Below are 24,255 nucleotides of genomic sequence, written 5' to 3'. Positions count from 1 at the left end.
TCTCTCCCCTATATGATCTATTCTTCAGCTATTAAGCCCAGTTGCTGCTTCAGCGTAAGATTATCTTCTAAATGCCAATCTTCCGTTATCTTGCCGTCCTTCACATGCAAAATATCAATTGCAAAAAAATTGATTTTCTTATCATTATGAGTTCCTGTAAAGGAAAGACGAGCCGTTACTTTATCACCAGCAACTAATAGATCTTCAATCTCGCAATGTATATCAGGAACGACTTTGCGAAAATTTTGTGCTGCAAACTTTAATCCTTCAGTGCCTTGTGGTCGCCCTTTCGGCAGTGTATTATCGAAAAAATTTTCCGTAACAGTCTGCGGAATAAGCTCCTCTTTACCTGTATCCCAAAATGCATAAAAACGCTGCGCTGCATGAACTCTTTCTGTCGCTTCCTTTTTATTTAGTGAAGGATCAATTGTCATTTCTTTTGGCTTCGGCATTTCCTTTAATAACTGAATTTCAGTTTTTTGCTCACCACTACATGCTACAAGCACAATACAAATGACAAAAAAACTAAAGAACCCAAACAACTTTTTTATACTCATGGAAATCACCTCCTCATACAAACCCTTTGTATTTTGTATTTCGTATTGCTATTGTATATGCACTAACTTCCTTTATGGAAGTAGTGATATTTTTTTCATATAGTTACCAAAAGTATAGTTTTGTGATACTATAAAGCAAATTCATTCAAAAAATTTTTATGGAGGCTATTTCCATGACCAATATAGATCCAGTTGTATTAACAAAAGGTTTACCAGGCATACCTTGTCCTATCGCTAAAACACTTGACGTAATTAGTACAAAATGGACGTTTTTAATTATTCGCGACCTTCTTATCGAAGGAACATTACGCTTTAGTGATTTACAAAAATCACTGGACGGGATTAGTCCGAAAACATTATCACTTCGCCTAAAAGAATTGGAAGCACAAGAAATTATAACGAGAAAAGTATATCCAGAAGTTCCGCCTCGTGTAGAGTACACTTTAACGGATAAAGGAAAGCAATTAGAGGGGATTTTTATTGAATTAAAGCGGTTTGGATTAAGTTTATAAAACAAAAACCCCTTACCGTCGTAAGGGGTTTTATTACTTCGCAAAACTTTGAGCTAGCTGTTTCTCTCTCCACATAAATGTAATGCCGAGACCAACTATTAAAACAACACCTGAAAATGCATATGGATAATGAATGTTTATATCAAATAATATTCCGCCCATCGCTGGTCCTGCGATATTTCCTAAACTCGTATAAGTCGAGTTCATACCAGCAACGAATCCTTGCTCTTTTCCAGCTGCTTTTGATAAAAACGTCGTTAAAGCTGGACGAAGTAAATCAAATGCAAGGAAAATGAAGCAAGTAACGAGAAGTACAATCCAATAATTAAAGACTACAGTTGAAACGAATGCTAATACTGCACCTACAATTAAACATATTTGAATTAACACTTTTTCACCGAACATGTCGACCAATTTGCCAAACATAAATACTTGCACAACTACCCCAAAGATGGAGCTAATCGTAATAATTGCAGCAATATCTTTCGGTGTGAAACCAAACTTATGATCAGAAAACAGACTAAACACAGTTTCATATGCCGATAATCCGAATGCGAGTACAAATACAATAATAAATGCGATTGCATACATTGGATGTAATGATTTCTTTAAATCCCCAATAAAGCTTGATTCCTTCGTATTAGCAGAAATCTCTGCAATTTGTTCTTTCGTTAACGGCTCTTTCAAAATAAAGATGGAAATTATACATGCTATAAAGGCAATTGCTGCTGCAACGAAAAACGGCACACGTATACCATACTCTGCAATAAATCCGCCAATTCCAGGCCCTATAATAAAACCAGTACTAATCGCCGCTGATAAATATCCCATCGCCTTTGGACGTTCCTGCATAGATGTAATATCCGCAACATATGCCGTAACACCAGGCATAATAAACGCAGCACTAATTCCGCCTAGCACCCTTGCTGCATAAAGCATCCACACATCTTTTCCTAATCCAAAAAGAAGTTCTGAAACACCAAAAATAAATAATCCAATGATGATCATTTTCTTCCTACCGTAAAGGTCGACCCACCGGCCTGTAATAGGTGACGTAATGAGCTGAGCCATTGCAAACACTGCAACGAGATAGCCCATCGTCTTCCCTGTTAAATTCATATCATTCATAAAGGACGGCATAACCGGAATAATTAATCCAATCCCTAAAAAAGCGATAAATATATTACTCAAAAGAATGATCAATACCATCTTTTGTTCTTTTATCGGTTTCTTCAATTTTTAACACCTCTTCCCGTAAGTTCCTCTCAAAAAATAATGCCCAAGAAGCTTTTTCTTTATCCTGCTATTTGTGGGCTCATACTGAGTAAAGATCCCCCACTCATTAGAATTTCACTCTATCCTTCCACACATACATAAATACAGGGTGAATGACTATCATTCAGTTTTTCGCAGAAATGAACCTACCTTTTCAGACAGGTTCACCTTACTACTTCTTTATATGTAGTGCATGTGTTAAAAAATCTAGTACTTCTGCCTTTTGTAGCTCAACTTGCTCATCATCTTTATGATCATATAAATAAACTTGTTCCGCTGCTGATTCAACAAGAGCGATAAATAACTTCGCTGTTCGCTCTGCGTGAACCGAATCACGAATTTCACCTGATTCTTTTGCCTCACTTAAAAAGTCACTTAGCCATATATAAAGAGGCTCATATACAGCTTCCCATTCTTTTATATGTTCAGTTGATGCAAGGCCCGCATACATTAATGCTTGTATTTCACGATATTCAGCTATAAAGTTAAATACCGCATCTATTACTTGCTCAACTTTACTTGAAAAAGGTGCATCGTTCTGTACTTTTTCTTTCACTGCAAGTATCATCTTCTCAACCATCACTTCTGCTATTGCAGGCATAACAGATAACTTAGAAGGAAAATATAAATAGAAAGTTCCTTGTGCAATGCCAGCCAATTTCACGATGTCAGAAATCTTCGTTTTTTCAACGCCTTTTTCCTGAAACACTTCAATAGCTGCATAGACAATTTTTTCTTTTTTATTCATCATCTAAACCCTTTCACACGCGTATTGAATGACTGTCACTCATTTTATAAAATAACTAGCTGTACTGTCAATTATCGTGTACTTTTCATAATAAAAATCTCCCAACAAATCGTTAGGAGATTTAACTTTAATATCCTTTTCTTATGAAAGAGCCTTTAATCCCGTAACTCCACATACGATAAGAGCTACGCTAATCAAACGTGCCTTACTTTTCGATTCACCAAACAGAAACATATTTAATAAAACAGCTCCTGCTGTTCCAATGCCAATCCAAACCGCATAAGCTACACTTACTTGTAAGAACAAGAAAGATGTGTATAAGAATGCAAAGGAAATTGCAAATCCACCTATATAAATCGCTCCATTTGTTAACGTCTTATCTTTACTATACATTTTAAGGCCTATCACACCGACTATTTCACTAATTGCGGCACAAAATACGAAAATCCAACCCATTTTTAAGCAGCTCCTTTCACAATTTCTTCCGCGGTTTCTTCTTTATTATCAGCCAGTTTTAAACCGATAACACCCGCTACGACCATCACGATAAAGAATAGTTTCCCTACACTGAAACTGCCGCCGAAAAGGAATACATCCATTAGGAAAGTACCTACCGTACCAGCTCCGGCAAACACAGCATATACAGTCCCTGTTGCAAGATGTTCGCACGCTTTAGAAAGAAAATGAAAATCAACAGCAATAACTCCTACAATAATGACCCAATGCCACCAAGTATGAGCTGTATTAAAACCGAACACCCAAAATATTTCAAAGATACATGTTAATATCACATATAACCAAGCTTTATTTTTCATACTTACCACCTCTTATGACTGACTATCAGTCATTTTCGTTTTAAAAAAAATATACTCTTCAATCACTACTATATAAAAGCAACTATCATCCTCATTTATCATTTATTTCATTACATAGCTAACTAAATTCAAAAATTATTTAATGTACTTTTAACATCCTTAATCAATGAATTATCGTCTTCCCTAACCTTCTTGTATGCATCCAAAAATATATTATCAGCACCCTTTCAAAAGTTAAAATGACTGAATGTCATTCATTACTATTGTATGTGAACAATTCACAATATGTCAACTGTAAATTTTCATACTGAATATGGACCGCCACATAATAAAAAACGAAACGAAATACATTTAGGAAAAAATTTCATTTCTACCTGTATATTTCTCAATAATCTGTTAATAATAAGAGTAACATAATATTTTCTCCATTCCCCCTTGGAGATCCCTTAAATAGAGTAGTTAGCTTTTGCTAACTGCTCTTTTTTATTTGTCGGCACACTATGGTGAAATACCCATAGATCAGACCCATTTTTCATCACATAACAAGGAACAGAGTATTTTTTAATCTATTTATTTTTCAACGAGTCTTTGTATGCAATAATTTTATTTTCGAGCATCTTCTCCGTAATTTCTAAGTTTTCTCTTTGAGTTCGAATAGATTTTTTATGATTTTCTAACAGTTGTAAACGATCTTCGGTTGTATGTTCCCCTTCTGTATATAATCTAGCGTATTCTCTTATTTTCGCTATCGGCATTTGCGTTTGTTTTAACTTCATTACAAACTGCAACCACTTTATATGTGATTCTTCATACAGTCGATTCCCATTTGTATCGCGATTTGTAATTAATATGTTCTCTTTTTCATAATAACGTAATGTATGTGTGCTCACTCCTAATAATTTAGCTACCTCGCTAATTGTGTACATACTCATACTCCCTCCACATGCCATTTACCATCATATATTTGACTGCTTTATTAAATGTATAAAAAACATTTGACTTAGAGTATACTCTAACAAATAAAATCTAACCATACTAAATTAATTTGAACTTAGGGGGATTTTATATGAAATATACTGTTATTACTGGTGCTAGTTCCGGAATTGGCTATGAATCGGCTTTAGCCTTTGCATCTCGCGGAAAAAATTTAATACTTGTAGCTCGAAGACAAGAAGAATTAGACGGATTAAAATTAAAAATTAACGAAATGCATCCAAAGTTGGATGTTGTCATTCGAAGAACTGATTTATCCGTCACTGAAAATGTTTATAAACTTTATGAAAGCCTACAAACTTTTCAAATTGAAACGTGGATTAACAACGCAGGATTTGGTAATTTCGCCTCAATTGCTGAACAAAATTTAAATAAAATAGAAACGATGTTGCATGTAAATATAGAAGCACTAACAATACTCTCTTCCCTTTTCGTTCGGGATTATTCAATGGTTGATGGAACACAGCTTATTAACGTTTCATCAGGCGGTGGATATACGATTGTGGCTGATGCTGTTACGTATTGCGCTACAAAATTCTATGTAAGTGCATTTACAGAAGGATTATCTCACGAACTGAAAGAACAAGGTGCAAAATTACAAGCAAAAGTTTTAGCTCCTGCTGCAACTGAAACAGAGTTCGCGAAACGCTCATTTGATATTGATGAATTCCAATACGATAATGTTGTACCGAAATTCCACACTGCAAAACAAATGGCACAATTTATGCTCGACCTTTATGATAGCGATAAAGTTGTAGGGCTTGTCGATGGTTCTACGTATAACTTTGAGCTTAGAGATCCGCTTTATAATTTTGCAGTAAGACAAACGAATTCAAATTCTTAACAACATCTCATTTCTGAATAAAATATAGATACCCACTATTTCTTAAATAATAGTGGGCCTTTTTTCTCTCTAAAAATTTCACCCAACATACCGTATCATCGCCACCTCATCACAATAATCAACTTTGGGGCAATGTCTACAATCAATCCACACTTTTTCTGGTAATGCTTCTCTATTCACAAAATCAAACCCGCACTTTTGAAAAAATTCCGTTTCATATGTTAAAGAAATTACCCTGTTCACTTTTATCTTTTCCGCCTCATTCATTACATGATTTACTAACTTACGCCCTATCCCTTTTCCTGCATATGTATGCGAAACTACTAACGATCGTACCTCTGCAAGATCCTCTCCTAACACATGTAAACCAGCAACTCCAACGATTTCCTCTCCTTCTTTCATAACATATAAACATTGTAAATATTGATAGAGAGATAAAAGAGAACGCGGTAAAACCACTCCCTCTTTTGCATAAGCTTCAATGAGACTATAAATTTCTTTCACATCACTCGTAACCGCATTAAAGATTTTCATATTATATCCCCTTGCCCCCGATATTAATATTCATAACTCGAACTGTATTTTAATACATAATTTTATATAATAATACATCTCTCCTTTCTCCCCGTCAATCACTTTATACAAACAAAAAACCAAGCAATCTAATCGATGCTCGGTTCCTCATTTCGGATCGGTAATACTGTCGAATATTTAATTTCACGAAGTGCTAAACTCGTCTGTATCCGTGTAATACCAAGCTTATTCAGCTTTCTAATAAACTGCTCCAGTTCTTTACGATCACGATTTGCAACCTTTAATAAATAATCATACTCTCCTGTTAAACAGTGACATTCTAACACTTCTGGCATCGCTTCTAATTCTTTTTCCAACACTTCCAGCTTATCTGATTGATGAATATTCGTACTCATAAAAATGAAGCATAGTAAATCAAAACCAAGCTTTTCTTGATTTAAAATTGCTACTTGCTTATCAATAAAACCTTCCCCATCTAACCTTTTTATTCTTGCATGCATAGCAGCCGGTGATAAATTAACGCGTCGTGCAAGCTCTGCGTTACTTACTTGTGATTCCTTCTGCAATATATCTAAAATTTGTACATCTAAATCATCTAACACTTTAATAACAGATGACTCCATCAAAATTCCCCCTTTTTATTACCGATGATTATTCGAAAAAACACCTCACACCTTACATAAAGCTGAACGTTTTTCTGTAAATCGTATTTACAACAAAATATTTTATTGATTTTTAACCATTATACAAAAGAATATATTACACAATAAAGAAAAATGCTAAAATTATTTACAATTCATATTAATTACGGCAAAGGGGATTTTTGTATGCCTTATTTTTACGTCTTTTTACTATTATTAACGAGCTTACTATGGGGAGGAAATTTCGTCGTTGGGAAATCGCTCGTTGATCATGCATCACCAATGACACTGACAAGTTTAAGATGGATGATTGCGATTGTTTGTTTATTACCGATGGTATGGTTTAAAGAAAAAAAAATCGTTCCGCCTCGTGCTGCAATACTTCCGTTAATACTTATGGGCATTTCAGGCGTTGCTCTGTTTAACATTTTTCAATTTTTAGCACTTGAAAAAACATCCGCAACGAATGTAGGACTTATTTCTACATTAAACGCGATCTCAATTGCACTATTTTCATCTTTATTTTTAAAAGAAAAAGTAAATACGCTTCAAATTTTATCAATGATTCTTTCTTTCTTCGGGGTTATTCTCGTCCTTTTAAAAGGAAATTTCGCACTTTTATTTTCACTACATTTTAATAGCGGAGATTTATGGATGATTGCGGCAGTTTGTATTTGGGGAATCTATTCTGTTTGTAGTAAATGGGCTACAAAAACAACTACACCACTCATGGCAACATTATATTCTGGTATTTTCGGCGTTATTTTATTACTGCCATTTAACATAGGTAGCTTCACTGTTTCCAATATTAATTCTTCTTTCATTACATCACTTTTATATACAGGATTAATATCAACAGTACTTTGTATGGTGTTTTGGAATATTGGCGTACAAAAATTAGGAGCTACAACATCAGGTATTTTTCTAAACTTCAATCCCATTTTTACAGCGATTTTAGCATTTATTTTCCTTGGAGAAGAATTAACATGGATTCAAATTTTCGGTACAATTATCGTCGTGACAGGATGTTATTTATTTTCTCATTTCAAAACCATTGCTATTCAGCCAACTAGAGCTTTAATGCGAAAACATTCTTAATCAAAAACATCGCCACCAAAGTGGCGATGTTTTTATTTACCTTTCATTTCTTTCACATACTGCTTTTCTTCTTCTGGCGATAAACGTTCTGTTGCTTTTCCAGTATCACCACCTTGAATTTCCCACAAAAAGTTATGCTCCTCAACCGTTTGTGAAAAATCCCCTTTCTCCCAGCGTTCCAACGTAGAAAGTAGCTTTGATTTATATTTGAAATTTGTACTGCTTTCTACTGCGTTCTTCGCGATACGAATTTCCTTATTTGTCATTTCAATAAATCCCCATTTTTCAGAGGACTTCACTTTTTGATGTACCATCCTATGCATTGTAGAAATAATTTCATCTTCACTAGCTTGTGGCTTCTCTTCCTTAACTTTCTTCTCCTGTTGCCCCATTACTTTTTGTTCTTTAAGACTCTTCTCTTCTTCCTCTATATAATTAAGAAGTTTCGTAACACCGAATACAGCTCCTATCGCAATTACAATCATTGTAATTGTCCCTATTATCCATTTTTTCATATTATGTACTCCCCATTCCCCTAATAATTACATAAACAAATGGAATCGCCTGCGCACAGCCGATTCCATTTGTTTCCTTATTTCATTTTAAACCTTCATCGCTTCTCGTACAATAAAACTATCCACATATTGCTTTAATTTTACAATTTTTTCATTTTTAAGCTGCCATACATGAACGAATTCTGCTTCAAACGATTTTCCCGTTTCTTTATAAACTCCTGAATAAACCCCTTCAGCAATAATTACATCTTTTTCGTTTACTTCATGGTACGTATTTACACTCGCTTTATAGTTATCCCACTCTGATCCTAAACGGCTAAATACATTTTCTATTATAGCTTCTACACCTATATACGTTCCGCCATAAGGAAAACCTTCTGCCTCTGTCCATTCTACTTTTTCAGAGAGGGCTTCCGCTAAATGTTTTGCATTCGAAGAAGCTGATCCTTCATATGTGCTTCGAATAATTTCTAAATTTGATTTAGGCATAGTACTTCCTCCCTCGTTTATTTATTCTTTACACAAGTTGTAACTAATTTAGTTACAACTTGTGTAAAAAAATATTCAAATTATTTTATTCTTAATTCAGTTATTGTAACCATTATAGTTACAATAACTATTTAAGTCAACAATTTATAAATAAAATTTACTTCGTTTTCATTACTTTCTCTTTTAAGAAACGATCTACATATCCTTCTGCTTTTACAACGAATAAATACGCACCCATTGATAATAATGCAAGATCTAATTCATATCCTGGATTCTTTCCATCTCCTAATAATCCTGCTGCTCCATTTACCTTTACGATAGCTCCAGCTAAAATAAGAGCGAATAACAATCCTACATATCTTACGCCTAAACCGATAATTAATAATATACCACCTACTAATTCAACTGTCGCTACGCCATATGCAAGACCACCTGGTAATCCGATGCTTGTAAACCATCCTGCTACGTTATCTATACCTGATTGAAACTTTGCTAAACCGTGTGCAAAGAACGTTACTCCTAACACGATACGAATAATTAAATTCCCAATATATTGATTCATTTTGAACTCCCCTTTTTTATTTTGTTATGGTGAACATTTATTCACAAGACAAAACAATACGGTATTTCTTTTCATTCGTCAAATGCTTTTTTTAAAGAAAACAAAAAACATTATCCGTTTTACGAATAATGTTTTTTATAAAATAGCGCTAATTCAAGCTTTTACTCTATCACACAGAAAAAGTTGAAACTTTTTTCCAGCACCAATATAAGGCAATAACAGCACGTCCTCTTCCACAACCATTCCAACAACATTCACTTTCTCATCTACAGGTAAATCATTTACAACAATTTGCATTTCTCCAGCATATCTACCGTACAATTCATTATCAATTGTAATGCTGCCTTTCTTTCTTACAATGGTCTGCATCGGCTGTAATACGACTTTAGTTTCCTCTCGTGATTCTACAGAACGAATGGCATCACGAGCTGGATCTAGTCTATTTGTATGCACTTGTTCTACCATTTCTAATACTTCTCTTTCCTTGATCAATGGTTCATATCGCACTGGAATAATTCCTCTACTCGCACTCGCTATTTCTTGTACACTTTCTAGACTTCCGCTTATATCCCCGATTAACACCTTATCGACACCACAATCTTGCACAAGTTCTAAATACGCTTCAAGCGGCCGCATATAGCGGTGTTCTTCTAATGTCGGTAAACCTTCATATAATGGACCGCGTTTTTCACCATCTCCCGGAATAAATGCCATCGTTTTTATTCCGCACTCATGTAAGTATTGGTTTTGTTTTTGTAAGAAGGACTTGGCTAGTCCTGTTTCTGGGCGCGGGTAAAAATTATGCCACGCTTCTACACAATCTACTCGGATATTTTCCGTAAGTAACTCTCTCCAAAATGATTCTGTAATCGTACTCGCATTTAAAGCTACTTTCATCTTATGGGATACGCGTGCAATTTCTTTCGGCGTGATGCCATAATCCATTCGTAAACCAGTAATACCCCACTCTACTAACTCTTCCACATTTTCGTACGTCATCCCTAAATGATGTAACGATTTTGGAGAAACATCGACCATTAATTCCATTTCATTTTCGAGAGCTTGTTTCCCAAGTATTTGAATTAACTCTTTATACGTATTTGGATTATCTTCTGGAATGTGCAATGATGTAAAAATAGATGAAAACCCGTTTTCCTTCGCTACTTTTAGCCACTCTTCTTGCTTCTTTACTCGTTCTTTTGAAAGATAAATTGAAACTCCTATCATATGAATCTCCCTTTCTATGAATAAAAAAAGAGAAAGGAATCCCTTTCTCTATATGTTTTCTGCCATTTCTTCTTTAAAGCCAAAGAAGTACGTAAAGATGAAACCGAAAGTATATGCAACTACTAACCCACGGAAATATAATAAATATTTATTATCAGCAATTAACGGAATTAATGATAATCCTGATACACCGATTCCGAGTGCAGCTGTTTTCATAACTGCTTGGAATGCACCGCCAACTGCTGCACCGAGACAAGCAGTAAGAAACGGTTTCCCAAGTGGTAATGTAACCCCGTATAATAAAGGTTCGCCAATTCCTAAAAAGCCAACTGGTAATGCACCTTTAATTACGTTACGAAGTCGTTTGTTTTTAGTTTTTACAAAAATAGCAATCGCTGCGCCAACTTGCCCAGCTCCAGCCATTGCTAGTACTGGTAATAAAGGTGTTACGTGCGTTTGATTAATAAATTCCATATGAATTGGTGTTAAACCGTGATGTAATCCGACCATAACGAGAGGTAAAAATGTTCCAGCAAGCACCGCTCCCGCAAACGCTCCGCCAATACTTAAAATACCATTAATTCCGCTTGTAATTCCTTCAGATAAGAAACCTGCTACCGGCTGAATTGCTAACATCGTTACGATACTTACCACTAACACAGTAATAAGCGGTGTCACGATAATATCAACTGCATTTGGTACAGCTTTTCGAACTTGTCTTTCCACTACAACCATAAGCCATGCTGCAAAAATAACTGCAAATAATCCGCCCCGTCCGGGTACTAGCGCTTCACCGAATAATTTTACAGTCGCCATCGCCGGGTTAAAAATTAAAATACCAGCAATTGCCCCAAGAACTGGTGTCCCGCCAAATTCTTTCGCTGTATTCCAGCCGACTAAAATGCCTAAGAATGTAAAGATACCGCCACCAATGAGTAGTAGCATTTGTAGCCACGTTGCATTCGGATCGGCACCTGCATTTTTCGCAAAGTTAGCAACCCCATTTATAATTCCTGACGCAACAAGCCCCGGAATTAACGGAATGAAAATACTTCCTATTTTTCTTAAAAAGTTTTTCACTGGTGTATTATTTTTCTTCTTAATCTCTGACTTCATCTCTTGCCCAAGATCTTCAAGGTGATGATCTGCCACCTCACCAATTCGCAGGCCTGTTAAAACTTCCATTTCAGCTGCTACTTTATTTACTGTCCCTGGTCCAACAACAACTTGAAGCGTCTCATCTTCAATAACGCCCATAACCCCTTCAACCTTTTTCAAAAGGTCCATATTCACTTTACTTTCATCATGAAGCGTTAATCGCAGTCTCGTCATACAATGAGCAATGCCACGAATATTTTTTACTCCCCCAAGTTGCTCTGAAATCTCTTTGGCCATTCTCTCTTCTTTCTTCATAATAGAATCCCCCTCCCTATTATTTTATAGTGCCTTCTTCACAAACCCTTTCGCTTCTTTTAATTTCTCCAGTGCTTCCCCATACTCACACTGCAATAACACCATAACAATCGCAGCTTTCACATTACGTTCTGCTTTTTCATAATACTCTGCTGCTACTTCATAACTAATGCCTGTTGCTTCCACAATAATTCGTTTTGATCGTTCTACTAACTTTTCATTTGTAGATTGAACATCTACCATTAAGTTTTTATATACTTTCCCAACACCAATCATAGAAGCTGTTGAAATCATATTGAGTACTAATTTTTGCGCTGTACCAGCCTTCAAACGCGTTGAGCCTGTTAAAATTTCTGCGCCTGTTTCTACTTCCACATTTAGTTTTGCATATTTACTTATTTCAGCATTTTTATTACAAGAGATACTAGCTGTACTCGCTCCCACGCTACTTGCGTATTTCAAGCCGCCAATTACATAAGGAGTTCGGCCACTTGCTGCAATTCCAATCACTGTATCTTTCTCGTTTAATCCAATGCTTTTTAAATCTTCTTCTGCTAACTCTTCGCGGTCTTCGGCACCTTCTACCGCTTTAGTAAACGCTTTCAATCCACCTGCTATAATTCCTTGTACCATTTTATCATCTGTACCAAATGTCGGCGGACATTCAACCGCGTCTAAAATACCTAAACGGCCACTCGTACCAGCCCCAATGTAAATTAATCGGCCCTCTTCTTCAAAAGATTGAATAACAGCCCCTACAATCTTTGCAATTTCTTCTATTTCATTTTCAACTGCTAACGCAACAGTTCGATCTTCTTGATTCATACTTTGTAACACTTCTTTTATACTCATCTCATCTAAATTCATCGTCTTCTCATTACGATGTTCTGTCGATAAATTTTCTAACATATTGCCACCCACTTTGAAATTTAATTTCATACTTTCATTATAACTTTAAGAAATTTAAAATCAACATTACTTTATTATTTTATGAAATTTTATTTCTTTTCATGACGAATTTATGTCAGTATGCAAAAAAAGATGGGTTTCCCCATCTTCTCATTTTAACTTCCGTAACCGTAGAGCTTCTTCTCTTGTCTCCATAAATTGATCCAACACTTTATTACCAATACGATTAAACGTAATCACATATAAAGCATCAATCATATTCAGTTGTGTCATTCTTGAAGCAATACTTGCAATACGATGATCTTGCTCTACATCTGGCATACAAAGACGAATATCCGCTTCTTTATATAAAGGTGATGATTGGTCAAGCTTTGTAATCGCAATAACTGTTGCACCTTGTCTCTTCGCATATTGCGCCATTTCAAGTACATCTTTCGTACGACCAGATGTTGAAATCGCAACAAATATATCGCCCTCTTTTAAATTCGTCACAAGCGGCAACATCATATGAAAATCAGATAGCATCATCGCTGTAAAACCGAGCCTTGTAAATTTATAAGCCCCATCCATCGCCGGAGTAGCTGATCCGCCTACTCCATAAAATATAATTTTATCTGCATTTACAATACGATCTGCAGCTTTCTCAAGTTCCTTTTTATCTATCGCAGTAACGCTCGCCTCAATTGCAGCTTTATTCACATACGTAACTTTATTAAACAAGTCATACGGTCCATCTTCCGTATTCATAACTGAAAAATCATTAATATTATAATCAGCAATCGTCAATTCACGAACGAGCGCGATTTTAAATGCTTTAAAGCTTCCAATCCCAATCGATTTACAAAAGCGAACAACACTCGCCTCACTTGCGCCTGCATTCGTTGACACTTCTTTCGTCGTTAAGTTCGGAACAATTTCTGCATTCCCCATTATGTACATGGCAACCTTCTTTTCAGCTGGTGAAAATTGATCCATATTACTTTCAATTTTAAATAGTAATGTTGAAGCTTTCACTATTTAACCTCCACTTCTTACGGTTGCTTTCACTTATTTTCTCTTGCTTCAAAAAGATAAAAACCATCATCGCCAGGAGGATGGTGAACAATTACAGTTCGATCCCCTTTTTTATATGACGTTATTTCACCTTCAGATCGCTGTTTTTCCCATCCATGTATCCAAATTGCAAAGTCAGGTACAAAAGCAGTGTACTTATAGTCTTTCGGGTTTTCGTCTTCTACATAAGAAGAAAAAATAGAAACTGGAAAATCTTTCACTTTTGATTCTTTCCATGCAGTAAATGGTATACATAGTGCAATGAGTATGATTACACCTATAACTTTCCCCTTTGTAATCTTCACACTTCCCTCTCCTTGTCATATCACATACATAGATTTTACCATAATTCAAAACCTTTCATGCCACATGACCATTGCTTTTTGCAATAAAAAAAGAGCTTACCTACATCAGATAAGCTCTTTTCTTCTATACAAAATACTTCTTCAAAAGCGGCGGCGTAATAATCGTCGTCAATATAACAACAATAACAATCGCTGTGAAATTTTCTTTCGCTAATAAATTCGCCGCAAGCCCATTCGCCGCGATGATAAGCGCGACTTCTCCGCGCGAAACCATTCCCGCACCGATACTAATAGAAGATTGAAGGTTGAACCCTGTCAGTCTTGCTCCTAAGCCTGATCCGATTAACTTTGTGAATATCGCAATAAGCGTCATGATGATAATGAACCAAAGCTGGCTTCCAATGCCTTGAAATGTAATTTCCATTCCAATACTTACGAAGAACACCGGTACAAATATCGCATAAGCAATCGGTTCAATTTTATGTTCTACTTCGTGCTTATACTCTGTTTGAGAAATGGCAATTCCGGCTGCAAATGCTCCAATAATACCTGCGATTCCCATCATTTCACTGTAATACGAAAAAGAGAAACAAATAATAAGAGCTGCACTAATTAACGCTTCTGTTACGCGAAGTGGTACGAGCATTTTCATAATCCATGGAACAACTTTCCAAGAAATGAAAACGATACTTACAAAAAAGATAATTTTCTTTGCAATGACAAGCGTTACATTTACATCTTGTGTACCTAAAAAACTCATCACAAATGCTAATAAAATAACGACAATTACATCATCAAATACAGCAGCCCCTAAAATCGTCGTACTTTCTCTCGTATTCATTTTCCCTAAATCTCTTAGTGTTTGAACAGAAATACTAACCGAAGTGGCACAAAGTAATAATCCTAAAAAGATTGCATGCGACTGTAACATTCCAAACGCAAGTCCTGCTAAATACCCACCAAGGAATGGGAAAATAATTCCTCCCATCGCTACTGCGAATGCAGATTTTAAATTCCGATTTAACTCTTCTAAATCTGTTTCAAGCCCCGCCATAAACATAAGTAGCAAAACACCAATCTCGCTAAGTTCATCAATAAGTTCTGAACTATTAATAATACCAAGTAAAGCTGGACCGATAATAATACCAACAATTAATTTACCAAGTACAGAAGGCTGGCCGAGTCGCACGCTAATATCACCAGCTAATTTCGTACAAAGTAAAATGACAACAAGTTCAAAATAAAATAACATAGCATCTTCTCCTACTTTATAAAGTGAAACTTTAATCAGTGGGGAATTTTCCCATCCCCACTGATTATTAGCCCGCACTAATCGGGCATTTACGGGCAGTTAATGCGGGATAAAGTGAAACTTTTAAGAGTGGTTTTGTCACTCTGTTAACCTTCGTCTATTTCTGCAAGTAGTTTCCCCTATTCATTCGCATTTTATTTGTCATATTTTTTATTTGACAAAATATTCTGAATTATATTAAGATTAACCCAGAATTTTTAAATAACTACATACCATAACTGTACCTCCATTCACTTACATACTCTTTTCTAGTGGGCTCATAATATATTCGCAGTTATGGAAATGAAAAAACGGGGGGAGAGTCCAAAGTGAAGTCATTATTACGAAAAAAAGCGCTTAGTACTGAATCACCACGGCAGTTAGATAGAACATTAACCGCACTCGATTTAACATTTTTAGGAATTGGCGCCGTAATTGGGACAGGGATCTTTGTATTAACAGGTATTGTCGCAGCGAAACATTCTGGTCCTGGTATTATGTTATCATTCCTTATTGCTGCATTTACTTGTGCTTGTGTAGCCTTTTGTTATGCCGAATTTGCTTCTTCTATTCCTGTCTCAGGAAGTGTGTATACTTACGCATATATGACAGTCGGAGAAGTTGTCGCCTTTATCGTTGGTTGGTGTTTAATGCTCGAATATTTACTTGCCGTCGCAGCAGTAGCTGTCGGTTGGTCTGGTTATTTACAATCTTTACTACAAGGATTTAACATCCATCTGCCCGCCATAATAGCCTCGGCCCCTGGTACAGGAAAAGGTGGTCTCATTGATTTACCAGCTGTTTGTATTTTACTTCTCATTACTGGGCTTTTAAGTTTTGGTATACGCGAAAGCGCACGCATTAATAATATTATGGTCCTTATAAAATTAGCAGTTATTATCGCCTTTATCGTAGCGGGTGCAAAATATGTAAAGCCTGAAAATTGGACACCGTTCATTCCATTCGGGTACGACGGTATTATTACCGGAGCTGCCACTGTCTTCTTCGCCTTTTTAGGTTTTGATGCAATCGCAACCGCGGCAGAAGAAACGAAAAAACCGCAGCGTGATTTACCAATTGGCATTATCGGTTCCCTTCTTATTTGTACAGTTTTATACATGATCGTATCTTTCGTTTTAACAGGCATGGTTCCTTATACGCAATTAGACGTTTCTGATCCAGTTGCATTTGCACTACATTTCGTTGGTGAAGATACAATTGCGGGGCTACTTGCAGTTGGTGCGATGACAGGAATGACAACCGTTCTTTTAGTCGTTATGTATGGACAAGTTCGTGTTTCTTATGCGATGAGCCGAGACGGCTTACTCCCGAAAGCGTTATCACGCGTAAATAAAAAAGTAAAAATCCCTTTATTAAACACATGGATTACTGGAGTATTTGCAGCTTTATTAGCAGGACTTTTAGACTTACATTTACTAGCTAATTTAGTAAACATCGGTACGTTAACAGCCTTCACCTTCGTTTGCTTTGCTGTACTTATTTTACGTAAAACTCATCCTGATTTAAAACGAGGCTTTCGTACACCTCTCGTACCTGCATTACCAATTGTCGCTATTCTTTGTTGTTTATATTTAATGATGAATCTCTCCAAAACAACATGGATCAGCTTTGCAGTTTGGCTTATAGTCGGTTTATGCGTCTACTTCTTCTACTCTAGAAAACATAGTCATTTAGCTAATGAAAAAACAAATGATGAGAAAAAAGAAGCATAAAAAAATAGCTCGCCTATCATAAAGGCGAGCTATTTTCATTAACGATTGTAAAACAAAAAATATACCGATCAACTTTTGTATACTTATCCCGCTATTTGCCGGGCAGTAAGACTCCCACTGATTAAAGCTTCACTTTATTTTCCCTTACTTCGTCTCTTTCTTTTTCTTTCTCCACGCGTTTACACTATCAAAGAAAAAGTTAATAAATAACGTTCCTAATCCCGCTAATAAAAATGTCATTAGAAATAGAATCCATATACTTTTATCTTTTAATAAATAATATCCTACAAGGAGCACAACGGCGATCCATACATATTCAAGAATTCTTTTTAGCTTTTTCTCTTCCAAATTATTCGCTCCCTTTTTCTATACTACTTTTAGTATAACAAAAAAGAAGCCTATCATGATAAGCTTCTTTTTCTTATACCTTACTTATTGATACTTTTTTCAACGAGTGAAATAGCGTGCTCTAACGTACGATTCATTGATTCTACATACTCATCTTTTACATTTTTATCTTGTAACACAGCTTCTGCAACTGTGATTTTTTGACTTAATGATTTAACAGAACCGTCTGTTACATTTCCATCTTGTGCTTTCTTTACTAAAGCTTTTGCAGATTCAATATTCACTTGTAATTTTTCTTTCGGTGTTTTTGGCTGTTCTTCTGCTACTTTTGATTGTACAAATGTTTGGTTTGCTGTTTTTAATTCATTATACGTTTGAACAATTTGTTCTCCTGTACTTACTATATTCTCAAACACTTTCTTTGCATTGTCATAGCTTCTTTGTAATTCGTTAAAAGCTGCTTGTGAATACTGACCTGGCTTTTCACCAAATTCATAAGTACCAGCTAACACTTCTTTTACTTTTCCACTCTCTTCATATAGCGCATTTACTTGCTCTAATTTTGTACGAGTAGAAAACTCATTATATGCCGCTACTACTTCTGAAGAACTTAATGCTTTACTATATAATTTTGCGAGTGTAATTTGTCCATTTAACGGAATACCGCCATTTCCGTTGCTATCAGGATCTGCACCAAGTGCGAATGGTACGTTCGGGTGATATACTTTCCCTTGAGCTGGCTGACTATTTACTTTTTTACCATCTACATAAATTGCTACTTCACTGCCGTTATATGTTCCTGTTAAATGATACGTTTTGTTTGCTTCTAATTGAACACCCACACGTTTATAGCTTCCGCCAATATGAGCCCATAATTCTACATATCCACTTCCTGTAGACTCAAAACCAATTCCACCGCTCTCTGTATTTTGCAAAATACCTTGTCCGCGAATTTCATTCATTGAAAATACAGTTTCTAACGTAAATGAATTTGCTACTTTTTCTTTTTGTGCTGCTGAAAACGGAAGATACCCAAATGTATTTGCTTTTCCATTTAATTTCATTACATTTGTTTTCAACGCTTTATCATATTCAATAGATACATTCCCTTTCACATCACCTTTTGTTCCAAACGGTGAGTTATCTTTAAATGTACCATCTAAGAAATTCACATCAAAAACGTCTGCCTTTGGCACCTTTACATTCGGATCGATGTTATCTTTTTTCGTTGTGATTTCTGCAGTTAATGGCTGCACGCTCTCATTTCCAAACGAATCAATCGCAAATACCTCAAGTGTATATGCTTTCCCACCATCTAATCCTGCAAGTGTAAATGTAAGTTCTTTTGGAACTGGATCACGATAAAACTCTGAGAATGCTAACAATTTATTCTTTATTTCTCCAGTTTGCTTATCTCTAGCTTGTACACGATAAGAATGAACAAGAAGGTTGTCCAATGCTTGCTGGAATGTTACTGTTGCTGCATTTTCTGTTACATTTGATACCGATAACTTCGCATCTTTTGCAAAGTAAGGATTTTCTTTATCGCGATCTTCTACATGCGTAAATGTTTCTTTCTTTGATGGTAACTGAATTTTCCATGGCTCGCCTGTCCAAGAATTCGTATGGAAATCACGGCGATTAATTGTTACTTCTTTATCATCCACTTCTACTAATAACCCTTGGCTTAACGTGCTAGCTCCTGACGGGATATTTCCTTGTACTTTACCACCTTCAACTTCCATATAACTTACAGAAGATGTACCAACGGATGTAAAGTCTTTTTGATGAATCGATCTTGGATCATCTAACGGATAATGCGAATGACCTGAAAACGTAATGACTTGTGGATATTCTTTTAATACCGCATTAATTTTCGCACTATCTTTCGTTCCCCATTCTTGGCTACCATACACTGTATCTTTAATATGTTGATGTAAAAACACAAAAATTGGTTTTTCCGGATCATCCTTTTGTGCCTTTGCCATTTCTTCTTTTAACCAATTAATTTGCTTGTCCGAATAATAGCCATGCGTTGTTCCATCCTCTGGTGACATAACAAGGAAGTGATACCCTTTCACTACATTATGATAATAAATAGATTCCATTCCTGTTTTTTCTAAGAAACGCTTCTGTGCATCCCCTACAGGCAAGTTATTCCAATAATCATGATTACCTAGAGAATTCATTCGTACCGCATCTTTATTTGCATTCTCATTATACACTTGCATGAAACGATCATATTGCTTTACTGAACCCGAATCAGTAAAATCACCTACAATAACAAAAGCATCTTGCTTTGGTGCAAGCGTATTGAATTGCTCAATCGCTCGTTTCCAGCGAAATGTATCATCTGTTCCACTATCCTTAATATGCACATCACTTACCACTGGGAAAACGATTTTCTTCTCACTTGGTGCCTTTTCTTGCTTTTTCTCTTCCGCTTTAACCGACGTACTCCACGGTAATGATACAAATGCCAATACAAACACCATTAATAATCCAATAAGACCTTTTACTTTTCGTAAAGCAGTTCTTTCCACGTGAATCCTCCTCATAATAATTGATTCATTACAAGGGCTATTTTATCTAAAACATATTAATGTCGTTTAAATAACAAATGAACTTTATTAGATTTTTGTAAATATACAGTTAATTAAAAGTTAAGTCCAACATTCCTTGTACTATTGTATACAACCACCTTTTGTCTAAAAGAGTCTGATCATTCTTTTCCTATGACTATTCACATATAATCTTTTCTATAACACTAATGATACGTAAAGGTTTAAGCCTATTAGACAATCTTAATTTTTAACATTTCCTTCTTTTTTTAACACATCGGCCATGCTTCTACATTTAATAATAGTAAAAGACAACTTAAAAGGAGGGGTTGTATTGAAGAACAAAAAAAATATTGGCTGTTTCGCTCCTTTATCTATTATTTGTCCAGACCCTTGTCCACCGCCCCCTCCTCCAAATCCAAATTGCGAGCGAGTAACAAATGAATTTGCAGGAAATTTCCTCATAACTAATAACACCATCCCTTCTGCCAAAGATGCATCACAATCAATGATACTGTGGCAAAGTGATGGGATACTACTTATATCAGGTACTGTCTCGGTTTACAATAGTACTAGCAGCACAGAAGCAATTACAATTCAAATCGTTGGAGCAGTAACCAATATTTTCACTGTGTTTCCTGGCAATACGATATCTTACACAGGAAAAGACTTACAATCTGTCAGTATTATTAATATACAAAGTAATCCTTCACTATATTTAGAAGGCAAGTACTGTTGCCAATTTACATGTTGCTTATAGAATACCAATTTCATTACTTTCTCAATTAAAAAAAGCATACCATTTACGGTATGCTTTTTTATGAAATTGGATAACGTACTGTAATACAAAACTCGCCTTGATTAATAGTTGTTCCTGTCGTAGTAATTCGGACAGTCGTAAAATATCGTACAGTGAAAGTACCACTACTTTGTGGTTGTACAGTAATTGTATCAACTACTGTAGCACCTACTAAAAAATCAACTGTAATCGGAGCCGCCCCTACATCATATTTCACGTAACCTGAACCATATACTTCTTGTGTAATATTATTCGTATATACAATTTGAGTACCAGCACCTGTAATAGACCAGTCTGTACATACTTGATCTTGCACAAGTGTTTTATTAGAACAACAAGACAAACCGGAACTTCTCATTCCCATTTTGATCCTCTCCTATTCTGCTATGAAAGTGGATAACGTGTTGTAATACAAAATTCTCCCTGATACGTTCCAGCAGGTGTTGCAGGTAACACAACTTGTATACTATCAAAGCGGCGATACGTGAAAGCAATACTCGTTCCTGGGTTTAATGTTTGTGTATCAATTGTAGCCCCAGCAGAATCAAGCGCTTCTACAGTAATTGGACCTGGACCAACATCATATTTAACAAAACCAGTACCAACTACATTTTGGCTAATATTATTTGTATAAAGAACATTATCAATTGCTGTTGCAACTACAGTAGCAGACCACGGACTACACACTTTATCTTGTACATAATTTTTATCTGGACAACAAGTTAATGCTGACCCTGAGCACTCACAAGACATAGTTGTTTCCCCTCTCTCTTTTATATTCCCTATATGTGTATGTCCTTTAAAGTCTTTTGCCTGTACTATTCATCTACTTTCAAAAAATATTCAAACTTCAGTGCTAATAACTAGATAGATTCAGTTTTGTTTCTTTTTTTCATAAATTTATAGATTAAAATACCACCTACGATAATAAGAACGACTGCTAATATCGGTAGCATATATTGTCCAACAACACCCGCTGCTTTTTCCCAATGCGGACCTAATTTCATTCCAAAATAAATATACAAAGTCGTTAATGGGAACATTGCTACAAATGTATATATGCTAAATTTCCATATATTCATTTTCGCCATACCACATGGAACAGAAATAAGCGTTCGAACTCCTGGCACAAAGCGTCCAACAAATGCTACAACCGGTCCATATTTTTCAAAGAAATCATCTGCTTTTTGAATTTGTTCTTCTTTAATAAAGAAGTATTTCCCGTATTTTATTAATAGAGGACGACCACCGTAATACCCGAGCGCATATAGCGTTAAAGGTCCTGTCGTTCCGCCTAGCGTTCCAGCTAATACAGCTAGCCAAAAATTCATATCTCCCTCATATACCCAATACCCAACCATGGGCAAAACTACTTCTGCTGGAATAAATTCAAACGTTAATGCTAACACAACTCCAAAATAAGAAAACTGCTTTAAAAACTCGATTATATCTAAAATCATTTGCTCCATATTTTCAACTCCTATCCTACGTTTACGTTATGCTTTTCTTGTAATTGTACTGGCGCCATTTTTACAATTCGATTCAAAATGAACAACACAATTCCAATATCATCTAAAATACCGATAAACGGCAGGAAGTCTGGAATTAAATCAAGCGGCATCGCAACATACCCAACTAAAAAAGCAACAGATAAAATTTTCTTCTTTATTGAAACCTCTTTTGAAGTAAAAAAGTCAAATAGAAATGGAACAAAACGACGGACATGAAATACAACTCTTAATCTACTAATAAGTTTTTTCATTTTTATTTCTCCTCTCTTTGTATACAAAAAGGACCCTACCAAATATGGTAAGGGTCCTAAAAAAGACAAGAAGGGGCCTTTACCATTGCTGGTAAAGGTCTCACTAACAACGAAACGTTGCCAATAAAGCCGAGGGTTTCTCCCTGTAATGACGACTTTACTGTAATAAGTTACTCCCCTTTATATACACAATTTTATACAATCACATTAAAATATTTGCCTAAGCTTGTCAATATTTTTTTCATTCACCATTCAGATTATTACATTGTAAAAGGCTCTTTTTCCATGTTCTCTATTGAAATAAATTGGAGTGTATAACCATCTGGATCATGAAATATTATTCTAATTTCTTCACCGCAGCGCTTTTCTACAAATGATATTTGATAAAACGCTAACTTTTTCTTTAACCGCTCGACATTTGTAGTTTTTAACAATAGTTCTTTCACTGATGATATAACAGTCTCTCTATGCTCTCCCAGTCCCCTGTTTACAACAAAACAAATTCTCGTTGAACCGATATCATACCACACACCTGTTACACGTATTTGTGGCCTCTCCTTGCTCGGTTTAACCCCTAGAATTCCTTCATAAAAATATAATGTTTCCTTTAAGTTTTTGGATTCTAAGACAATACATGTTGTAACACTCTTCATCCGCACTCCCCCTGCCCCTTTTAGTTTTCTATATGAGTCATAATTTGCAATTATGTACGAATACAATACATAGTGATGAATATTTCATTTATAAAGGAGGCGTGTAACATGAATGAATTTATGAAATCCTACATACCTTTCCATGGCCCAAACGATCCTTGCCCTCCAATTGGAAAGAAATATTACTCAACTCCCCCACACCTATTTATGGGCTTCCAACCACCTAACTTACCCCAATTCCCACCAAAAGAAGCTTTAAGAAAAGGGACTTTATGGCCTGCTTTTTATGATTTTTATGAAAATCCTCACAAAAAAGGACGGTGAATAAAAACGTGACACAAACATTGCCTGATGAATATTACAAATGGATTGAAGAACTACAAGAACTAGACTTTGTATTAGTTGAACTTACCCTCTATTTAGATACGCACCCCGACGATACTGCAGCTATAAATCAATTCAACGATTTCTCCTATAAACGAAGAGTATTACAACAAAAAATTGAAGAAAAATACGGGCCACTTCAGCAGTTCGGAAATAGTTATTCTAACGCTCCATGGCAATGGAGCCAAGGACCGTGGCCATGGCAAATATAAAATGAAACTTTAATTAAGTGGA

The 24,255-nt window shown here is 35.7% G+C and carries 32 protein-coding genes; 7 read left to right on the top strand and 25 right to left on the bottom strand.

Annotation, left to right across the window (positions count from 1 at the left end):
- Positions 1–17: 17 nt before the first annotated feature.
- Positions 18–557 carry an ester cyclase gene (locus BAU23_RS21860; RefSeq protein WP_071735148.1) on the bottom strand — a complete coding sequence of 180 codons (540 nt, stop codon included), beginning with the start codon at positions 555–557 and terminating at the stop codon, positions 18–20.
- Between the two features lie 173 nt (positions 558–730).
- On the opposite strand from BAU23_RS21860, the gene BAU23_RS21855 reads away from it, so the two are divergent.
- Positions 731–1,069 carry a winged helix-turn-helix transcriptional regulator gene (locus BAU23_RS21855; protein ID WP_071735147.1) on the top strand — a complete coding sequence of 113 codons (339 nt, stop codon included), beginning with the start codon at positions 731–733 and terminating at the stop codon, positions 1,067–1,069.
- 33 nt (positions 1,070–1,102) lie between these two features.
- Here BAU23_RS21855 and BAU23_RS21850 read toward each other — a convergent pair whose 3' ends face one another.
- From BAU23_RS21850 to BAU23_RS21830, 5 genes are all read right to left on the bottom strand, one after another.
- Positions 1,103–2,305, bottom strand: a complete 1,203-nt coding sequence (locus BAU23_RS21850) for an MFS transporter (protein ID WP_071735146.1) — start codon at positions 2,303–2,305, stop codon at positions 1,103–1,105.
- A gap of 211 nt (positions 2,306–2,516) precedes the next feature.
- Positions 2,517–3,095: a TetR/AcrR family transcriptional regulator gene (locus BAU23_RS21845; RefSeq protein ID WP_002100298.1), complete on the bottom strand. Its 579-nt coding sequence runs from the start codon at positions 3,093–3,095 to the stop codon at positions 2,517–2,519.
- Between the two features lie 138 nt (positions 3,096–3,233).
- Positions 3,234–3,548: a DMT family transporter gene (locus BAU23_RS21840; protein WP_000539703.1), complete on the bottom strand. Its 315-nt coding sequence runs from the start codon at positions 3,546–3,548 to the stop codon at positions 3,234–3,236.
- Between the two features lie 2 nt (positions 3,549–3,550).
- On the bottom strand, positions 3,551–3,907 hold the full coding sequence (locus BAU23_RS21835; protein WP_000790622.1) for a DMT family transporter: 357 nt from the start codon (positions 3,905–3,907) through the stop codon (positions 3,551–3,553).
- 566 nt (positions 3,908–4,473) lie between these two features.
- Positions 4,474–4,833 carry a MerR family transcriptional regulator gene (locus BAU23_RS21830; RefSeq protein WP_071735145.1) on the bottom strand — a complete coding sequence of 120 codons (360 nt, stop codon included), beginning with the start codon at positions 4,831–4,833 and terminating at the stop codon, positions 4,474–4,476.
- A 140-nt stretch (positions 4,834–4,973) separates the two neighbouring features.
- Here BAU23_RS21830 and BAU23_RS21825 point away from each other — a divergent pair, with 140 nt between their 5' ends.
- The gene (locus BAU23_RS21825) at positions 4,974–5,744 is read left to right on the top strand and encodes an SDR family NAD(P)-dependent oxidoreductase (protein ID WP_071735144.1); all 771 of its coding nucleotides are present in this window, start codon (positions 4,974–4,976) and stop codon (positions 5,742–5,744) included.
- Positions 5,745–5,822: 78 nt separating this feature from the next.
- On the opposite strand, the gene BAU23_RS21820 is transcribed toward BAU23_RS21825, so the two are convergent.
- Positions 5,823–6,278: an N-acetyltransferase gene (locus tag BAU23_RS21820; RefSeq protein ID WP_000689145.1), complete on the bottom strand. Its 456-nt coding sequence runs from the start codon at positions 6,276–6,278 to the stop codon at positions 5,823–5,825.
- A 128-nt stretch (positions 6,279–6,406) separates the two neighbouring features.
- The gene (locus BAU23_RS21815) at positions 6,407–6,901 is read right to left on the bottom strand and encodes an Lrp/AsnC family transcriptional regulator (protein ID WP_000446106.1); all 495 of its coding nucleotides are present in this window, start codon (positions 6,899–6,901) and stop codon (positions 6,407–6,409) included.
- A 204-nt stretch (positions 6,902–7,105) separates the two neighbouring features.
- On the opposite strand from BAU23_RS21815, the gene BAU23_RS21810 reads away from it, so the two are divergent.
- Positions 7,106–8,017, top strand: coding sequence for a DMT family transporter (locus BAU23_RS21810; RefSeq protein WP_016128776.1), 912 nt, complete (start codon positions 7,106–7,108; stop codon positions 8,015–8,017).
- Between the two features lie 32 nt (positions 8,018–8,049).
- On the opposite strand, the gene BAU23_RS21805 is transcribed toward BAU23_RS21810, so the two are convergent.
- The 9 genes from BAU23_RS21805 to BAU23_RS21765 all read right to left on the bottom strand — a co-directional run bounded on the left by BAU23_RS21805 (position 8,050) and on the right by BAU23_RS21765 (position 15,742).
- A complete protein-coding gene (locus tag BAU23_RS21805) occupies positions 8,050–8,532 on the bottom strand; it encodes a PRK06770 family protein (RefSeq protein WP_000758761.1) in 483 nt (160 codons plus the stop codon).
- An 87-nt stretch (positions 8,533–8,619) separates the two neighbouring features.
- Positions 8,620–9,021, bottom strand: coding sequence for a nuclear transport factor 2 family protein (locus BAU23_RS21800; protein ID WP_071735143.1), 402 nt, complete (start codon positions 9,019–9,021; stop codon positions 8,620–8,622).
- A 157-nt stretch (positions 9,022–9,178) separates the two neighbouring features.
- Complete coding sequence (locus tag BAU23_RS21795) at positions 9,179–9,583, bottom strand: DoxX family protein (RefSeq protein WP_001077751.1); 405 nt, start codon at positions 9,581–9,583, stop codon at positions 9,179–9,181.
- Between the two features lie 153 nt (positions 9,584–9,736).
- A complete protein-coding gene (locus BAU23_RS21790) occupies positions 9,737–10,810 on the bottom strand; it encodes a DUF871 domain-containing protein (RefSeq protein ID WP_000580644.1) in 1,074 nt (357 codons plus the stop codon).
- A gap of 48 nt (positions 10,811–10,858) precedes the next feature.
- Positions 10,859–12,223 (bottom strand): PTS transporter subunit EIIC, encoded by a 1,365-nt coding sequence (locus BAU23_RS21785; protein ID WP_071735142.1) that lies wholly within the window; start codon positions 12,221–12,223, stop codon positions 10,859–10,861.
- A 24-nt stretch (positions 12,224–12,247) separates the two neighbouring features.
- Positions 12,248–13,132 (bottom strand): N-acetylmuramic acid 6-phosphate etherase, encoded by an 885-nt coding sequence (gene murQ / locus BAU23_RS21780; RefSeq protein ID WP_000892370.1) that lies wholly within the window; start codon positions 13,130–13,132, stop codon positions 12,248–12,250.
- A gap of 150 nt (positions 13,133–13,282) precedes the next feature.
- Positions 13,283–14,146: a MurR/RpiR family transcriptional regulator gene (locus BAU23_RS21775; RefSeq protein WP_000648177.1), complete on the bottom strand. Its 864-nt coding sequence runs from the start codon at positions 14,144–14,146 to the stop codon at positions 13,283–13,285.
- Positions 14,147–14,175: 29 nt separating this feature from the next.
- Positions 14,176–14,490 (bottom strand): hypothetical protein, encoded by a 315-nt coding sequence (locus BAU23_RS21770; RefSeq protein WP_000704963.1) that lies wholly within the window; start codon positions 14,488–14,490, stop codon positions 14,176–14,178.
- 124 nt (positions 14,491–14,614) lie between these two features.
- Positions 14,615–15,742 carry a cation:proton antiporter gene (locus BAU23_RS21765; protein WP_000899801.1) on the bottom strand — a complete coding sequence of 376 codons (1,128 nt, stop codon included), beginning with the start codon at positions 15,740–15,742 and terminating at the stop codon, positions 14,615–14,617.
- A 368-nt stretch (positions 15,743–16,110) separates the two neighbouring features.
- Between BAU23_RS21765 and BAU23_RS21760 the strand changes: the two genes are divergently transcribed.
- Positions 16,111–17,514 (top strand): branched-chain amino acid transporter BcaP, encoded by a 1,404-nt coding sequence (locus tag BAU23_RS21760; RefSeq protein ID WP_071735141.1) that lies wholly within the window; start codon positions 16,111–16,113, stop codon positions 17,512–17,514.
- 144 nt (positions 17,515–17,658) lie between these two features.
- On the opposite strand, the gene BAU23_RS21755 is transcribed toward BAU23_RS21760, so the two are convergent.
- From BAU23_RS21755 to BAU23_RS30965, 3 genes are all read right to left on the bottom strand, one after another.
- A complete protein-coding gene (locus tag BAU23_RS21755) occupies positions 17,659–17,862 on the bottom strand; it encodes a hypothetical protein (protein WP_000391506.1) in 204 nt (67 codons plus the stop codon).
- 80 nt (positions 17,863–17,942) lie between these two features.
- Positions 17,943–20,405 carry a LamG-like jellyroll fold domain-containing protein gene (locus tag BAU23_RS21750; RefSeq protein ID WP_071735140.1) on the bottom strand — a complete coding sequence of 821 codons (2,463 nt, stop codon included), beginning with the start codon at positions 20,403–20,405 and terminating at the stop codon, positions 17,943–17,945.
- A 261-nt stretch (positions 20,406–20,666) separates the two neighbouring features.
- On the bottom strand, positions 20,667–20,915 hold the full coding sequence (locus tag BAU23_RS30965) for a hypothetical protein (protein ID WP_033656519.1): 249 nt from the start codon (positions 20,913–20,915) through the stop codon (positions 20,667–20,669).
- Here BAU23_RS30965 and BAU23_RS21745 point away from each other — a divergent pair.
- Positions 20,800–21,183 carry an S-Ena type endospore appendage gene (locus tag BAU23_RS21745; RefSeq protein ID WP_313956189.1) on the top strand — a complete coding sequence of 128 codons (384 nt, stop codon included), beginning with the start codon at positions 20,800–20,802 and terminating at the stop codon, positions 21,181–21,183. The genes BAU23_RS30965 and BAU23_RS21745 overlap by 116 nt on opposite strands.
- 58 nt (positions 21,184–21,241) lie before the next feature.
- Here the strand turns inward: BAU23_RS21745 and BAU23_RS21740 are convergent, their stop codons facing one another.
- The 5 genes from BAU23_RS21740 to BAU23_RS21720 form a co-directional block, all read right to left on the bottom strand.
- Entirely contained in the window at positions 21,242–21,586 is a 345-nt protein-coding gene (locus BAU23_RS21740; protein ID WP_000525801.1) for a DUF3992 domain-containing protein, read from the bottom strand.
- Between the two features lie 20 nt (positions 21,587–21,606).
- Positions 21,607–21,975, bottom strand: a complete 369-nt coding sequence (locus BAU23_RS21735) for a DUF3992 domain-containing protein (RefSeq protein WP_001277544.1) — start codon at positions 21,973–21,975, stop codon at positions 21,607–21,609.
- Positions 21,976–22,085: 110 nt separating this feature from the next.
- Complete coding sequence (locus BAU23_RS21730) at positions 22,086–22,691, bottom strand: DedA family protein (RefSeq protein ID WP_000437064.1); 606 nt, start codon at positions 22,689–22,691, stop codon at positions 22,086–22,088.
- Positions 22,692–22,702: 11 nt separating this feature from the next.
- A complete protein-coding gene (locus BAU23_RS21725) occupies positions 22,703–22,984 on the bottom strand; it encodes a YkvA family protein (RefSeq protein WP_000733852.1) in 282 nt (93 codons plus the stop codon).
- A 260-nt stretch (positions 22,985–23,244) separates the two neighbouring features.
- Positions 23,245–23,637 carry a VOC family protein gene (locus tag BAU23_RS21720; protein ID WP_000844162.1) on the bottom strand — a complete coding sequence of 131 codons (393 nt, stop codon included), beginning with the start codon at positions 23,635–23,637 and terminating at the stop codon, positions 23,245–23,247.
- Positions 23,638–23,745: 108 nt separating this feature from the next.
- Here BAU23_RS21720 and BAU23_RS21715 point away from each other — a divergent pair, with 108 nt between their 5' ends.
- Both BAU23_RS21715 and BAU23_RS21710 read left to right on the top strand, forming a co-directional pair.
- The gene (locus tag BAU23_RS21715) at positions 23,746–23,961 is read left to right on the top strand and encodes a spore coat associated protein CotJA (RefSeq protein WP_001001831.1); all 216 of its coding nucleotides are present in this window, start codon (positions 23,746–23,748) and stop codon (positions 23,959–23,961) included.
- 8 nt (positions 23,962–23,969) lie between these two features.
- The gene (locus BAU23_RS21710) at positions 23,970–24,233 is read left to right on the top strand and encodes a spore coat protein CotJB (RefSeq protein ID WP_000194953.1); all 264 of its coding nucleotides are present in this window, start codon (positions 23,970–23,972) and stop codon (positions 24,231–24,233) included.
- The last annotated feature ends 22 nt before the right edge of the window (positions 24,234–24,255 follow it).

This window comes from Bacillus nitratireducens (assembly GCF_001884135.1).
Lineage (GTDB): Bacteria > Bacillota > Bacilli > Bacillales > Bacillaceae_G > Bacillus_A > Bacillus_A nitratireducens.
The sequence above is the reverse complement of the archived record's forward strand: the minus strand, read 5'-3'. Positions and strand labels throughout refer to the sequence as shown.